The sequence below is a fragment of the Massilia sp. 05N420 genome, from assembly GCF_056397205.1.
Window position 1 is genome coordinate 87,246 of the sequence record NZ_JBFTMX010000012.1, and the last position, 13,773, is coordinate 101,018.

The 13,773-nt window shown below is 67.6% G+C and carries 11 protein-coding genes; 2 read left to right on the forward strand and 9 right to left on the reverse strand.

Annotated elements, in window-relative coordinates; translation table 11 throughout:
* Positions 1–3: 3 nt before the first annotated feature.
* The 7 genes from kdpC to AC1DIX_RS09545 all read right to left on the reverse strand — a co-directional run bounded on the left by kdpC (position 4) and on the right by AC1DIX_RS09545 (position 8,137).
* Positions 4–588, reverse strand: coding sequence for a potassium-transporting ATPase subunit KdpC (gene kdpC / locus AC1DIX_RS09515; RefSeq protein ID WP_477323832.1), 585 nt, complete (start codon positions 586–588; stop codon positions 4–6).
* A gap of 14 nt (positions 589–602) precedes the next feature.
* The gene (gene kdpB / locus AC1DIX_RS09520) at positions 603–2,660 is read right to left on the reverse strand and encodes a potassium-transporting ATPase subunit KdpB (RefSeq protein WP_477323883.1); all 2,058 of its coding nucleotides are present in this window, start codon (positions 2,658–2,660) and stop codon (positions 603–605) included.
* 82 nt (positions 2,661–2,742) lie between these two features.
* A complete protein-coding gene (gene kdpA, locus AC1DIX_RS09525; RefSeq protein WP_477323834.1) occupies positions 2,743–4,479 on the reverse strand; it encodes a potassium-transporting ATPase subunit KdpA in 1,737 nt (578 codons plus the stop codon).
* Positions 4,479–4,568, reverse strand: a complete 90-nt coding sequence (locus tag AC1DIX_RS09530; protein ID WP_442122541.1) for a potassium-transporting ATPase subunit F — start codon at positions 4,566–4,568, stop codon at positions 4,479–4,481. The genes kdpA and AC1DIX_RS09530 overlap by 1 nt, the downstream gene beginning before the upstream one ends.
* 112 nt (positions 4,569–4,680) lie before the next feature.
* Complete coding sequence (locus AC1DIX_RS09535) at positions 4,681–5,427, reverse strand: TorF family putative porin (protein ID WP_477323836.1); 747 nt, start codon at positions 5,425–5,427, stop codon at positions 4,681–4,683.
* A 41-nt stretch (positions 5,428–5,468) separates the two neighbouring features.
* Positions 5,469–6,020, reverse strand: a complete 552-nt coding sequence (locus AC1DIX_RS09540; RefSeq protein WP_477323837.1) for a P-loop NTPase family protein — start codon at positions 6,018–6,020, stop codon at positions 5,469–5,471.
* Between the two features lie 209 nt (positions 6,021–6,229).
* Positions 6,230–8,137 carry a sensor domain-containing diguanylate cyclase gene (locus AC1DIX_RS09545; RefSeq protein ID WP_477249751.1) on the reverse strand — a complete coding sequence of 636 codons (1,908 nt, stop codon included), beginning with the start codon at positions 8,135–8,137 and terminating at the stop codon, positions 6,230–6,232.
* A 447-nt stretch (positions 8,138–8,584) separates the two neighbouring features.
* On the opposite strand from AC1DIX_RS09545, the gene AC1DIX_RS09550 reads away from it, so the two are divergent.
* Positions 8,585–9,715 (forward strand): serine hydrolase domain-containing protein, encoded by a 1,131-nt coding sequence (locus AC1DIX_RS09550; RefSeq protein ID WP_477323838.1) that lies wholly within the window; start codon positions 8,585–8,587, stop codon positions 9,713–9,715.
* Here AC1DIX_RS09550 and AC1DIX_RS09555 read toward each other — a convergent pair.
* A complete protein-coding gene (locus AC1DIX_RS09555; RefSeq protein ID WP_477323840.1) occupies positions 9,699–10,481 on the reverse strand; it encodes an MBL fold metallo-hydrolase in 783 nt (260 codons plus the stop codon). The two genes, AC1DIX_RS09550 and AC1DIX_RS09555, sit on opposite strands and share 17 nt — an antisense overlap.
* Positions 10,482–10,594: 113 nt before the next feature.
* On the opposite strand from AC1DIX_RS09555, the gene AC1DIX_RS09560 reads away from it, so the two are divergent.
* A complete protein-coding gene (locus AC1DIX_RS09560; RefSeq protein WP_477323885.1) occupies positions 10,595–11,572 on the forward strand; it encodes a GlxA family transcriptional regulator in 978 nt (325 codons plus the stop codon).
* Here the strand turns inward: AC1DIX_RS09560 and AC1DIX_RS09565 are convergent.
* A complete protein-coding gene (locus AC1DIX_RS09565; protein ID WP_477323842.1) occupies positions 11,523–13,724 on the reverse strand; it encodes a TonB-dependent receptor plug domain-containing protein in 2,202 nt (733 codons plus the stop codon). The genes AC1DIX_RS09560 and AC1DIX_RS09565 overlap by 50 nt on opposite strands.
* Positions 13,725–13,773: the final 49 nt, after the last annotated feature.

The window sequence follows — 13,773 nt, forward strand, 5'->3', positions numbered from 1 at the left end:
GCCTCATTGCGGATGCGCCTTCTTGCCGTCCAGCGCCAGGTTCAGCGCCAGAACGTTCACGCGCGGCTCGCCGAGGAAGCCCAGGGCCGGCTGCATGCGGTGGGCGGCGATCAGCGCGCGCACCTGCGGCTCCGGCAGCCTGCGCGCCGCCGCCACGCGCGCCGCCTGGTACGCCGCGGCCGCGATGCTGATCTCCGGATCGAGACCGCTGGCCGAGGCGGTGACCAGGTCGACCGGAATCGGTGCGCGGTTGGCCGGATCGGCTTTGCGCAAGGCCGCCACGCGGGCCTTGACCGCATCGATCAATGCCGGATTGGTCGGCCCCAGGTTGGAACCGCCCGAGCCCGCGGCATTGTCCGGTACCGGCGCCGTGGCCGATGGCCGGCCCCAGAAGTAGCCGGGAGCCGAGAATGGCTGACCGATCAGCGCGGAGCCGATGGTGCGGCCGTTCGCGGCAAGGAGGCTGCCGTCCGCCTCGTGGGCGAAGGCGGCGCGGCCGATGCCGGCCACGGCCGCCGGGTACAGCAGGCCGCACAGGATGCTCAGGGCGCCGAACAGGACCAGCGCGGGACGAATGATGGATGCCATGGTGATTTCCTTGTTCAGACGAGATCGAGCGACGCCAGCAGCATGTCGATCAATTTGATGCCGATGAACGGCAGAATGATACCGCCGATACCGTAGACCAGCAGGTTCCGGCGCAGCAGCGCGGTGGCGCCGATCGCCCGGTAGCGCACGCCACGCAGGGCCAGCGGGATCAGGAACACGATGATCAGCGCGTTGAAGATCAGCGCCGACATGATCGCCGAGGCCGGGCTGGCCAGGTGCATGAGGTCGAGCGCCTTCAGCTGCGGGTAGGCGCCGACGAAGGCCGCCGGAATGATGGCAAAATACTTGGCGACGTCGTTGGCGATCGAGAAGGTGGTCAGCGAACCGCGCGTCATCAGCATCTGCTTGCCGATCTCGACGATCTCCAGCAGCTTGGTCGGATTCGAATCGAGGTCCACCATGTTGCCGGCTTCCTTGGCGGCCTGGGTGCCGGAATTCATCGCCACCGCGACGTCGGCCTGGGCCAGCGCCGGGGCGTCGTTGGTGCCGTCACCAGTCATCGCCACCAGCCGGCCTTCGGCCTGGTACTTGCGGATCAGCGCGAGCTTGTCCTCCGGCGTAGCCTCGGCCAGGAAGTCGTCGACGCCGGCTTCGGCGGCAATCGCGGCGGCGGTCAGCCGGTTGTCGCCGGTGATCATCACGGTCCTGATGCCCATGCGGCGCAGCTCGGCGAAGCGTTCCCTGATGCCGCCCTTGACGATGTCCTTCAGTTCGATCACGCCGAGGATGCGGGCGCCGTCCGCCACCACCAGCGGGGTACTGCCGCGCCGCGCGGCGTCCTCGACGATGCGTACGACCTCCGCCGGGAACGGCATGCCGAGCGCCTCGACGTGGCGCCGTACCGCATCGGCGGCGCCTTTCCTGATCCGGCGCGCGCCGGCATCGACGCCGCTCATGCGGGTATTCGCCGAGAATGGCAGGAACACCGCGTGCAGGCTCTCCAGTTCGCGCTCGCGGATGTTGAACTTCTGCTTGGCCAGTACCACGATACTGCGCCCTTCCGGTGTCTCGTCGGCCAGCGAAGCCAGTTGCGCGGCGTCGGCCAGCTCGCGTTCGGCGACGCCCGGCGCCGGCAGGAAGGCGGCGGCCTGGCGGTTGCCGAGCGTGATGGTCCCGGTCTTGTCGAGCAGGAGGACGTCGACGTCGCCGGCGGCCTCCACCGCGCGGCCGGACGTGGCGATCACATTGGCGCGCATCATGCGGCTCATGCCGGCCACGCCGATTGCCGACAGCAGGCCGCCGATGGTGGTCGGGATCAGGCACACCAGCAGCGCGATCAGGACCGTGATCGTGACCGGCGAGCTGTGCACGCCGGCAGCCTTCGCCAGCTCGACCGAGTACAGCGAGAACGGCAGCAGGGTCACCGTCACCACCAGGAACACGATGGTCAGCGCCACCAGCAGGATGGTGAGTGCGATCTCGTTGGGCGTCTTCTTGCGCCTGGCGCCCTCGACCATCGCGATCATGCGGTCGAGGAAGGTCTCGCCCGGATTCGCGCTCACCTTTACCACCAGCCAGTCCGACAGCACACGGGTGCCGCCGGTGACGCTCGAAAAGTCGCCGCCGGATTCGCGGATCACGGGCGCGGACTCGCCGGTGATCGCGCTCTCGTCGACCGAGGCCACGCCTTCGACCACGACGCCGTCGATGGGCACGACGTCGCCCGCTTCGACCAGGATGTACTTGCCTTTTCGAAGATCGGTGGCCGGGCACGGCAGCCAGCTCGTGCCGTGCTTCGGCGTGGCCAGCTTCTTGGCGATCACGCTCTGCTTCAGGCCCCGCAGCGAGGCCGCCTGCGCCTTGCTGCGGCCTTCCGCCAGCGCTTCGGCGAAATTCGCGAACAGCACGGTGAACCACAGCCAGACGGCGCAGGCGAGGATCAATCCGGCCGGCGCCTCGCCGGCGCCAAGCAGCGCCTGCACATAAAGCAGCGTGGTGACGATACTGCCGACGTAGACCACGAACATGACCGGGCTGCGCAGCTGGGTGCGCGGGCCCAGTTTCTTGAAGGCGTCGACCAGCGCGGGGCCGGCCAGGCTGGCGTCGAACATGCCCAGGCGCTTGGCGCCGGGCGCGGCGCCGGCCGGCAACCGGGCAGCGGACGGAGGAAGTTGCGTCATGAGGTGCTCCTGATTATTGTGCATGGAACTGCAGGTGCTCGACCACCGGCCCGAGGGCCAGCGCCGGCACGTAGTTCAATACGCCGACCAGCACCACCACGCCGACCAGCAGGCCGACGAACATCGGGCCATGGGTGGGCATGGTGCCGCTGGTGGTCTGCAGGCGCTGCTTGGCCGCGAGCGAGCCGGCGATCGCCAGCACCGGCACGATCACGCCGAAACGGCCGAACCACATCGCGATCGCCAGCATCCAGTTGTAGAAGGGGGTGTTGGCGGACAAGCCGGCGAAGGCGCTGCCGTTGTTGTTGGCGGCCGAGCTGAAGGCGTACAGGATCTCCGAGAAGCCGTGCGCGCCCGGATTGGCGACGCCGGCCTTGCCATCGGCCGTCATCACGGCGATCGCCGTGCCGGCCAGCACCAGCACCGGCGTCACCAGGATGGCGATCGAGGTCATCTTCATCTCGTAGGCCTGGATCTTCTTGCCCAGGTATTCCGGCGTACGGCCGATCATCAGGCCGGCGATGAACACCGCCATGATCGCGAACACCAGCATGCCGTACAGGCCGGCGCCGACGCCGCCGAACACCACCTCGCCGAACTGCATCAGCAGCAGCGGCACCGCGCCGCCCAGCGGCGTGAACGAGTCGTGCATCGCGTTCACCGCGCCACAGGAAGCGGCCGTGGTGACGGCGGCGAACAGGGCGGAGGCATCGATGCCGAAGCGGGTTTCCTTGCCTTCCATGTTGCCGCCCGACTGCAGGATGCTCGCCTGCTGGTCGATGCCCAGGGCCTGCAAGGCCGGATGCGCCTGGTGCTCGGCCAGTACGACGCCGGCCGTCGTCACCACGAACAGGAAGGTCATGGCGCCCAGGATCGCCCAGCCCTGGCGGCGGTCGCCGACCATGCGGCCGAAGGCGAAGCACAGGCCGGCCGGGATCAGGAAGATCGCCACCATCTGGAACAGGTTCGACACGGCGGTCGGATTCTCGTAAGGATGGGCGGAATTGGCGTTGAAGAAGCCGCCGCCGTTGGTGCCCAGCAGCTTGATCGCTTCCTGCGAAGCCACCGGTCCCATCGCGATGGTCTGCGTGGCCCCGGCACCCTGGGCCAGCGGGTCGAGCAACGGCACCTGCAGGTAGCCCGAGAAGTTCTGGATCACGCCCTGCCCCATCAGGAAGACCGCGAACAGCAGCGACAGCGGCAGCAGCACGTACAGGGTGCTGCGGGTGAGATCGACCCAGAAGTTGCCGACCGAACTGGCCGACTTCGCGGAAAATCCGCGGATCAGGGCGAACACCACGGCGATGCCGGTGGCGGCCGAGAAGAAGTTCTGGCAGGTCAGCGCCAGCATTTGCGTCAGGTAGCTCATGGTCTGCTCACCGCTGTAGCCCTGCCAGTTGGTATTGGCGACGAAGCTGACCGCGGTATTGAAGGCCGAGTCCGGGCCGACGTTGCCGAACCCCTGCGGGTTCAGCGGCAGCCAGGCCTGTACGCGCTGCAGTCCATAGACGGCGAAGGTGCCGACGGCGTTGAACACGAGCAGGGCAATGGCATATGCCTTCCAGCCCATGCCCTGCTCCGGGTCGATGCCGGCAGCCCGGTACAGCGCCGTTTCGGTCCGGTGCAGCCAGCCGAGGCCACGCAGGCGGCCCCCCTCGGCCACGCGGGCCAGCAGGATCCCGAGCGGCCAGGACATGGCCAGCAGGACCAGCAGGAAGACTGCGGGAAGCGCAAGCGAACGGATGTCCATTACAGGTCCTCCGCGTTGAACATGGCGTACAGCAGGTACACCAGCAGGCCGCCCGAAGCGAGCGCACCGATGAGATAGAAGAGCGTCATTTGCGCTCTCCCAGGCGGGCGCAGGCGCTAGCCATGCCCCAGATCAGGGCAGTGAGCAGGACGATTGCACCGATGAAGACGAAGTCCATGAATACCTCGGATGTCGGGTTGATCAAAAGGTCTTGCCGACGCTGGCGAGCAGCGCCTTCTTGCCAAGGAATTTACCGTTGGCCGGGGATGCATAGGCCGCTTCGCCGGCGTTGGTGCCGACGAAGGCCAGCGCCAGGCTGGCGATCCCGAAGTCCTTGGTCAGGCCGAGCTTGTAGTCGGTATAGCTGGCCGTACCGTGATGGCGCACGTCCTGGCGGCCGACGTGCAGGTTCAGCGTGAGGCCCTGGACCAGGTCGAGATTGGCGCCGAGATCCAGGTAGCTGCTGTGGCGGCTGTCGGCGATGCCGAACAGATTGGTCAGCGCCAGCGAATACTTGGCGTAGGCCGGCCCGTAGCCCAGCTGGCCGTAGATCTCGGCGGTGTCGGCGTCGGCGAAGCCCGCCACCTGCTTCAGCCCGTTCGACGGGTAGACATAGCCCAGCACACCCACGTCGTAGCCGAGGCCGGCGCCGAGCTGGCCGCGCTTGCCGCCGTACAGGTCCCACTCGAGGTTGCCGCCGCCGCCCGCGTCCCGGGCCCACTTGATGGTGGACAGCCAGGTGCCGGCGTACAGGCCGTCGGGGTTGTGGGTGTAGTCCGCGCCCCCCTGCAGGGCGGGCTGGAGGCGGGTCTGGGAGATGCCGCGGTAGCGGTAGTCGGAGGTGAGCGCCGCGTTGAAGGTGAAAGTATCTTCCGGCTGGGCCTCCTGGGCATGCAGCGGTGCCGACAGCGCGGCAAGCGTCGCCAGCATAAGGATGGTTCTGCTCATGGTCTGTTGTGTTTCCTTGTTATTGTAAAAAGCCGGCCGGCTCATGGGGCCAGGCCGAACGAGGGGTTCCGCGACGAGGCCGGAGCGGCGGGAACGGCGTGGTAGACCTCCTGGTACAGCGCCGCCGGATCGCACTCGCCGCCGGCGACGACGAACAGGACCCGCAGGCCGGGGTTGAACATGCGTGCGTTGTCGATGCGGGCGAGCAGGGCATGGTGGCGCTCGCCATTCGCCTGTTGAGGCGACAGCGGCACCACGGCGACGTTGGCCATGATCAGCGCGGAGAGGCATTCGTGGCCGTCACCGCCGTCGGTATCGATGACGACGTCCGGAAAACGCGGATAAAGGCGCTCAAGCTCCTCGGGCAGACCGAAGCCGCGTACGGCACGCAGCTCCGGCATCGGGGCGACGCTTCGGCGTTCGCACTCCTCGGCCCACTGCCGGCTGGCCTGGGTGGAAGTTGCGTCGAGCAGCAAGACCCGGCGGCCGCCGCGGGCACGCAACAGGGCGAGGCGTTCGGCCACCAGTTCGCCGGCAAGCGGCGGCGCGTGGCGGGCGATGGTGACGATCATGATGACTGCACTCCTTGCCATGTTGCGATGCAAAGAAGTGTAGGCAGGGAGGTGTAAAAATTTTCTAAAAAGACGGTCAGGCTTGATAAACGATGCATTTACACGATCGCCGACGCCAGCCCGGCTTGGCCGAGCGGACATCCACGCCACCGCTTGCGCCGGTGGCGTGTCCTGCCTTCAGGAATGGAGGGAATTCGCAGCCGGCGCCGGGTGGCCGGCCGGGCGGCCGCTCAGTGCCTGTCGGCCACCAGCACCGACGAGGTATCGCGCCCTGCCCGCTTGGACTGGTAGAGTGCTTCGTCGGCGGCGTGCGCCAGCGCGGCCTGCTCCGGATGCGCGGACCAGGCGATGCCGATGCTGGTCGTGATCCGGCGCGGCTGGCCGTCGACCAGGAAGTCGGCGCGCACCGCTTCCAGCAGCTTGTCGGCGATGCGTGCGCACTCGCGCGCCGAACCGACCTGCTCGAGCACGATCACGAACTCGTCGCCGGCCAGGCGCGCCACGGTGTCTGTGCTGCGCACGGTGGCGGACAGGCGCTTCGCGAACTCGCGCAGCACGGCGTCGCCGCTGGCGTGGCCGAGGCTGTCGTTGATCTGCTTGAAGTGGTCGACGTCGAGGTAGACCAGGGCCATCGCCATCGCGCTGCGGCGCGAGCGCGCGATCGCCTGCGCCAGCCTCTCCTCGTAGCTGCGGCGGTTCGGCAGGCCGGTCAGGTGGTCCGAGTGGGCCAGCGCATGCAGCTGGCGTTCGTATTCGCGCGCGGAAGTCGCGTCGGTCGACAGCACGTAGATGCCCTGCACCACGCCGTCACGCACATGCGGCAGGTAGGTCGAGCTGATCACGCGGCGGCGCCCGCGGCGCTCCTCTTCGATCTCGAGGGCCGAGGCATGGCCCTGCAGGCAGCGCTCGAGGGCCGCGCGGCGCGGCGCATAAAAGGTTTCGCCCATCGCCTCGAGCACGGTCCTGCCGAGCATCTCGGCGCTCTTCACCCCGAACCATTCCTGGTAGCGCTGGTTGGCGAAACAGTAGCGCAGTCCGGTGTCGATGTAGGCGATCAGGGCCGGCACGTTGTCGGCGATGGTGCGGAGGCGCTCTTCGCTTTCGATCACGCGCGAGCGCGACTCGGCCAGTTCGGTGACGTCCTTCATTGCGACCACCGCGCCCAATGCCTCGCCATTCGGGCCCTTGAGCGCGCGGCCGCTGGCCAGCACGCGGTGCAAACCGCCCTGTTCGCACGCGATCACCATCGGTGCGTCCTTGACGTTCTCGCCGCGCAGGGCGCGCGCCAGCGGGATGTTCGCTTCTTCCAGCGGCGTGTGGCCGTCTTCCGCAAACAGGTTGTAGTGCCGGGCCCAGTCCCGCGCCACGACGTCGGCGACATCCATGCCGTGCAGGTCGCGCGCGGCGCGGTTGAACAGGGTCAGCGTACCGTCGGCGCCGCAGGCCACCACGCCGACGTCCACCGACTCGAGCACGGCGTCGAGCAAAACCTGCTTCTGCAGCAGGGCCTGCTGGGTCAGCATGCGCTGCCGGCCTTCCTGCTCCAGCAGCCTGTTCTTGGCGTGCAGTTCGCGGGTGCGGTCTTCGACGCGGCGTTCGAGCTGCACGTTCAGCTCGCGCAACGCCAACTGGGCGGCGTCGCGCGTGGCCACCAGCGCGCCGCGGTTCAGTTCATCCTGCACCATCTGGGCCAGGTCGCGCAGCATGCGTTTGTCGGCGTCACTGAACTCGCGCGGCTCCTGGTCGATCAGGCACAGGGTGCCGAGCGGCTGGCCGTCGACGCTGTGCACCGGCTGGCCCGCGTAGAAGCGGATGAAGGGCGAACCCAGCACCAGCGGATGGTCGCGGAAGCGTTCGTCGAGGCGGGTGTCGGGCACTACCAGCAGGTCGTCGAGGGCGATGGTGTGGCTGCAGAAGGCCACCGAGCGCGGCGTCTCGCGTACGTCGAAACCGACGCGCGACTTGAACCATTGGCGATTGGTGTCGACCAGCGAAACCAGCGCGGTCGGCACATCGAAAGCGGCGGCGGCGATGCGGGTGAAGCGGTCGAAGCGGTCTTCCTGCGGCGTGTCGAGCACTGCCAGCGCGTGCAATGCCTTGACGCGCTCCTGTTCTGCGAGTTCTTGTTGACTGAGCATGAAACGTCCTTGCCGCCGCGCGGCGAAGAAAAGAACCGGCTGGGTCGAGGCCGGTGGTCGGGATGAGCGATTCTAGTCCATCAAAATCTGGCTGTGCAGCATCTTTACAGCCATTGCCATACGGAAATCATTAGTTCGATTTCAACATATGAGATGAATTGTATAACGAAAGTATTTGAGAGAATTCAATATTTTTCTTGGATTCAAGAGTGACAGCGAGCTTGCGACGAGGTCCATATGCCTTGGCCGATGCCCTTGGAATGGCCTGTGCAGGTGTCGCGGCGGCGTGGGCACTACACAACATAATGCAAGGGTTTGCGTAGTACGCCGATGTCGCCGGTGCAGCGTAAGCCCTGAGCGCCGGCATTCGCGCTTTCGCGGGTATGACGGAGTGGATTCATGCGCCTGTGGCATCATCTGCATCTGCGAGCCCAACCGGAGATGCCGATGAAATGGTTCATACCGCTATTCGCATGCCTGCTATCTTCCTGCGCGGCCACGCCGCCCGCGCAGTCGCCCGCCGATCCTGAAATCACCCAGCTGATGCAGCGCGAAAAGCTGCAGGGCCTGGCCCTGGCCGTGATCGACGATGGCCAGATACGGAGTGTGCGCAGCTGGGGCTGGCGCAATGCCGAAAAGGGACTCCCGCTGCAGACCAACACCATCATGTACGGCGCCTCGCTGACCAAGGCCGCCTTCGCCTACATGCTGCTGCAGCTGGTCGACGAAGGAAAGCTCGACCTCGACGCCCCGCTCGAGCGCCTGCTGCCCAAGCCCCTGCCCGACTACCGGGAACCCGACGACTACGCCGACCTCGCACGGGACGAGCGCTGGCGCAAGCTCACGCCGCGCATCCTGCTGACCCACTCGGCCGGCTKCGCCAACTTCCGCTGGCTGGAGCCGGACAAGAAGCTGCGCTTCCACTTCGAGCCGGGCAGCCGCTATGCCTATTCCGGCGAAGGCCTGACCATCCTGCAGCTGATCGTCGAACAGGGCCTGAAGCTGGACACCGGCGCGGAAATGCAGCGCCGCGTGTTCGACCGCTTCGGCATGCGCAACACCAGCATGAAGTGGCGCCCCGGCTTTGCCGCCAACCTGGCCGACGGCTACGACGAGAACGGCAAGATGGAAGCGCACGACGAGCGCAGCCGGGTGCGCGCGGCCGGCTCGATGGACACCACCATCGATGACCAGGCGAAGCTGTGGGCAGGCATCGTGCGCGGCGACGGCCTGAGCCCGGCATCGCGCGCGGCCATGGTGAAGGGCTGGCTGCCTATCGTGTCGAGGCACCAGTTCCCGACGCTGGAGGAAGGAACGGCCAGCTGGCCGCAGCAGCTGGCGGCCGGCCTCGGCGTGGTCAGCTTCCGGGACCGCAGCGGCGGGGCCGGCTGGTTCAAGGGCGGCCACAACGAGATCACCGCGAACATGGTGATCTGCCTGGACGCCAGGCGCCGCTGCGTGGTGATGCTGTCGAACGACGTGCGCGCCGAGCGCATCTACCCCGAGCTGGCGCGGCGCGTGCTGGGCGAGAACGACATGCCCTGGGCCTGGGAGTACAACTTCACGCCGCCGCACTGAAGGCGCACACCTCGCCGTCCTCGGGCACCAGCACGCGCGCACGCAGGCCCTGGGCGTCGAGGAAATCGCGCAGCGCCGCGCGCGACAGCACGCAGTGGTTCACCGCTTCCAGGTGGCTGGCGACGATGGTGGCTTGCGGCGCGGCCTGCGCCACCTTCGCCAGGTCGTGCTGGTCCATGATGATGGCGCCGAGGCCCGGCACCTGGGCGTCGCCGCAGTTCAGCACCACGACGTCCGGACGGTGGGCGGACAGGCTGTCCTCGACGTGGCGGTTCCAGACCGTGTCGCCGGCCAGGTACAGGGTCGGTTCATCCGGATGGCTGAACACCACCCCGCTCACCTCCCCCATGCGTTCGCCGATCACGGCCATCACCTGGTCGCTGCCGTGCTGGCCGCCGGTCCTGTGCAGGACGATATCGCCGAATACGGCGCCGTCTCCGAACACGCGCACGTCCTCGAAACCGTCGGCGCGGAGCAGCGCGGCGTCATGCAGGTTCTGGGCGAAGATGGGCAGGCCGCGCGGGACCAGGCGGCGCGCCGCATCGTCCCAGTGGTCGGCGTGCAGGTGGGTGACGACGACGGCGTCGACGTCCAGCAGTTCGCTTAGCGGAACCGGCAGGCCCACCAGGGGATTGGCGAGGTGGCTATTGGCGGTACCCGCGAAACCCGGGTAGGCGCCCTGTGCCGCGAGCAGGGGATCGACCAGCAGGCGCTTGCCGGCGTAGTCGATGACGAGGGTGGCGTTGCGGATCTGTTGGACTTGCATGTCGGCTCCTGAAGTAAGTGAATGTCGGAGCATTGTGCTGGCCAGCTATCAAGCCTGACAGTGGCCCGCAAGCCGATATCCGATAGAATCGGGCCATGACAACATCCAAGCCCATCCAGGTCGCCGTCATCGCCTTCGACGGCATGACGCCCTTCCACCTGTCGGTTCCCTGCCTGGTGTTCGGCAGCAGCCTGGGGGCGCAGGCGGCGTTCTCGCTGCGCGTCTGCGGTCTGGACGGAGACACCCTGGACACCAGCGCCGGCTTCGGCATCCGGCCCAGCCACGGACTCGATGGGCTGGACGAAGCCGACATCGTCGTCATGCCTGCCTGGCACGACGACTGCCGGCCCGCGCCACCGGCCTTGCTGGACGCGCTGCGCCGGGCGCACGCGCGCGGCGCCTGCGTGGTGGCGCTCTGCCTGGGCGCCTTCCCGGTGGCCGAGGCGGGCCTGCTGGATGGGCGCACCGCGGCCACGCACTGGGCCGCCGCGGACGCGCTGGCGCGCCTTTATCCGAAGGTGAAGGTGGATCCGGAAGTGCTGTACGTCGATGAGGACGAGGTCCTGAGCTCGGCCGGGGTGGCGGCCGGGATCGACTGCTGCCTGCACCTGCTGCGCCGCCTGTGCGGGGCCGAGGCGGCGAATGCGGTGGCGCGCCGGCTGGTGGTGGCGCCGCACCGCCAGGGCGGCCAGGCCCAGTTCATCGAACGGCCGCTGCCGGTGTCGCCCAGCGACGGCAGGTTGTCGCGGGTACTCGACTGGGTCAGCCGCCACCTGGACGCCCAGCACGACCTCGACGCGCTGGCCGGGCGCGCCGCCATGAGCCGGCGTAACTTCACGCGCCACTTCCGCCAGGCCACCGGCATGTCCTTCAAGCAGTGGCTGCTGGAGCAGCGCCTGGCCCACGCGCGCAGCCTGCTGGAGGGCAGCGATGCTCCGGTCGAGCTGGTGGCGCAGCGCGCGGGTTTCGGTTCCGCCCTCTCGCTGCGCCAGCATTTCCGGAGCGCGCTGCAGACCTCCCCGGCGGCCTACCGCCGCCAGTTCAGAACTTCGTCTCGAGCATCGCCCGCAGCTGCAGCATCGTCGGCGTGATCGTCGTATCGGTCAGGCGGCTGCCGTCCGCGCTCACATAGGTGGCGGCGCCGACGTTATCCTGGCGCAGGGTATTCGCCAGCGACATCCGCACCTGGGTCTTGGGCGTGAACTTCCATACGCCGTACAGGTCCAGCGAGCGCTTCACGCCGGCATAGGCGTACTGGTTCTGCGAGATGCGCACCGGGCCGCCGTTCTGGAAGCTCAGGCTGCCGCCGAAGGTGGCCGGCAGGCCGTCGAATTTATAGTCGAAGCCGAAGGTGCCGGAGAGGGGCGTCTGCTGATCCAGGCGGTTGTTCGGACCCGGCACCATCGACAGGCTGGACCAGCTGCGCGTGACGTTGGCGCGCAGGTCCAGCGCCGGCCAGCCCGGGAACATCTGGCGCAGCGGCAGCTTGGCTTCGAGTTCGATGCCGCGGGTGTTGGCGGCGCCGTCGTTGACCGGCATCGACACCCACAGGCCGTCGATGAAGAACACGCGCGAGTGGGTGATGTCGTCGATGTGGCGCACATAGGTGCTGGCCGAGAGCAGTCCGCCGCCCGGCAGGTAGTGTTCGTAGGCCAGGTCCAGGCCCCAGGCCAGTTCCGGCTTGAGCTGCGGGTTGCCCATCGTGTCCGGCGTGGTCGGGCTGTTGTTCGAGGCGATGCCGCGGCGCGGCACCAGGCTGGCAACGTTGGGCGCCTTGTAGGTGCGCGTGATGCCGGCGCGGATCTGGTCGTTCTTCGAACCCGGGATCTTGTACAGGGTCTGGAACAGCGGGCTGAAGACGCTCGAACGGTTGTCGATCGCGGCGTAGCTGTTGCCTTCGCTCTTGATCTGGATGCCTTCCCAGCGCAGGCCGAAGTACACCGACCATTGCTGGGTCACGCTCCACTCGTCCTGGGCGAACAGGGCGAGGCGGCGCACGGTGGCGTCGAAGCTCTCGTCGCGGTTGACGATCGGCGCGCCGACCGTGGTTGTCTCGTGTTGCAGGCGGGTCTCGTTGCGCAGGCTGTAGGCGCCGTCCCAGCCGACCGCGATCGCATGGCCCTGTCCGACCGGACGCGAATACTTGCCGGTGCTGCTCCAGCCCTTGTCGGTGAAGTCGCTGTCGATGTCGCGGTCGAGCGCCAGCACATCGTTCGGGTAGTACTGCAACTGTCCCACGCCGCTGTCGCGGTGCGCGTAGTTGACGCCGAACTTGGCGTCGATCTTGGCACCGTCAAGCAGGCGCCTGGTCCACGACAGGTCGCTGCGCAGCATTTCCATCTTGTTCTCGGCATCGGTGGCGGTGGCCACGTAGCGCGGCGGCGCGCCCAGCGAAGTCACCACGGTCTCGGGCGCATCGCCGCGCGAACGGGCGATGTTGATGAAGTTCTGCGAGGTGATCACTTCGCCGGCGCCGAGGTTCCAGTTGATCCGCGGCGAGAGGCCGATCGCCAGCAGGCGGCCGCGGTTGCCGTCCCAGGCGACGCGGTGCAGGACTTCGCGCCCCGCGGCGTCATAGCCTTCGGTGACGATGTGCGAAGGACGGTCCTGGCGGCCGTACAGCACGTTGCCGCTCATCGCATACGACATCTTGCCGCTCTTGTCCGACAACTGGAAGGTCGAGACCGCGCCATAGGCGCCGTTCTCCGCCTGCACGCCGGTCTTGAGTTCGCGCTGCGCGGTCTGGACCTGGCGCTTGAGGACGATGTTGATGCCGCCGGCGATCGCCTGGGTGCTGTACTCGGCGGTGGCGGCGCGCATGATCTCGATGCGCTCGACCATCTCCGGCGACACCTGGTCCAGCGAGAAGCCCGGCGGCGCCGGCTCGCCGTTCAGCAGGATCTGCGTGTAGCCGTTGCCCAGGCCGCGCATGCGGACGTCGCCGCCGCGGCCCTGCACGCCGCCCACGGTAATTCCAGGCAAGCGCTTCAGCACTTCGCCGAGGGTGGTGTCGCCGTGGCGCAGGATCTCTTCCTGGTTGACGACGATCTTGGTGGCGGTATCGTCGCGGCGAGCGTCGTAGGCGGCGGCCTGGCCCTTGACCTCGACCTGCTGCACCGGGGCCGCTTTGTCCGCAGGCTTGGCCGTGGTGGCCTGGCCGGCGGCGTAGGCGCTGAACATGCCGAAGATGGCGGGCGATGCGAGGAGCAGGCGGACGAGGTGTTGGGTGTTCTGGCGTGACATGGTTTTTGTTGTTAGCGATGAGCTGTTGATCGAGCCCGCATCATGCCGT

Coding starts and splice junctions, on each gene's coding strand:
- kdpC (WP_477323832.1), bottom strand. CDS start 588: ATGGCATCCATCATTCGTCCCGCGCTGGTCCTGTTCGGCGCCCTGAGC.
- kdpB (WP_477323883.1), bottom strand. CDS start 2,660: ATGTTCGACGCCAGCCTGGCCGGCCCCGCGCTGGTCGACGCCTTCAAG.
- kdpA (WP_477323834.1), bottom strand. CDS start 4,479: ATGGACATCCGTTCGCTTGCGCTTCCCGCAGTCTTCCTGCTGGTCCTG.
- AC1DIX_RS09530 (WP_442122541.1), bottom strand. CDS start 4,568: ATGACGCTCTTCTATCTCATCGGTGCGCTCGCTTCGGGCGGCCTGCTG.
- AC1DIX_RS09535 (WP_477323836.1), bottom strand. CDS start 5,427: ATGAGCAGAACCATCCTTATGCTGGCGACGCTTGCCGCGCTGTCGGCA.
- AC1DIX_RS09540 (WP_477323837.1), bottom strand. CDS start 6,020: ATGGCAAGGAGTGCAGTCATCATGATCGTCACCATCGCCCGCCACGCG.
- AC1DIX_RS09545 (WP_477249751.1), bottom strand. CDS start 8,137: ATGCTCAGTCAACAAGAACTCGCAGAACAGGAGCGCGTCAAGGCATTG.
- AC1DIX_RS09555 (WP_477323840.1), bottom strand. CDS start 10,481: ATGCAAGTCCAACAGATCCGCAACGCCACCCTCGTCATCGACTACGCC.
- AC1DIX_RS09565 (WP_477323842.1), bottom strand. CDS start 13,724: ATGTCACGCCAGAACACCCAACACCTCGTCCGCCTGCTCCTCGCATCG.